The sequence below is a fragment of the Tsukamurella sputi genome, assembly GCF_007858445.1.
In the GTDB taxonomy this organism is placed as follows: domain Bacteria; phylum Actinomycetota; class Actinomycetes; order Mycobacteriales; family Mycobacteriaceae; genus Tsukamurella; species Tsukamurella sputi.
On record NZ_VIGV01000137.1, the window covers coordinates 1 to 579 of the forward strand.

At 66.0% G+C, this 579-nt stretch carries 1 protein-coding gene; it reads left to right on the forward strand.

Going from position 1 to position 579, the window contains the following annotated elements:
- Window positions 1-15: 15 nt before the first annotated feature.
- Window positions 16-579 (forward strand): hypothetical protein (locus tag FK268_RS23505; protein ID WP_146437861.1); only part of this gene is annotated, 564 nt, incomplete at its 3' end.

Genomic DNA, 579 nt, shown 5'->3' on the forward strand with positions numbered 1-579 from the left:
AGGAGGACAGCGCAAATGATGACTACGACCGGCTGGGCGACGCCCGAGGGACTGAGCATCAACGGACAACGAGCCGCGGAGATCATCCGGGACTTCCTGATGGACAAGGACCTCGCGAACAACGCGGGAGGCCAGTTCTACTCGGCCAAGCAGTGGCGCGAGCGCGGCGAGACGTACGGGACGGAGTCCCTGCTGGTGATCGTCCACGACGGCGATCCGGCGGCGACCGTGTTCAACTGGGACGAGAGCCCTGGCGGGTACGCCCTGCGCGAAGAGCTGCAGAGCCAGCTCGACCCGCTCGGTGTGTACTTCGAGGCTGGCACCAACTGGTACACCACCGTTCACTACCAGCCGTTCCCCCGCAAGAGGTTCGACATCGACGGCGACGACCACGTGTTCGGCGCGATCGCGTTCGACAGGCCGTGGAACGGATGGGCGGTGCCGATCGTCGACGAGGACACCGTGCGGGCCGTCGTGGATCGGGTCAACAGCGTCAACGACGAGCGGATGCTCACGCTGTCGGCGGAGCACGGTCCCGTGGGCAAGATCCTCACCCTCACCGAACGTGACCGCCTGGAC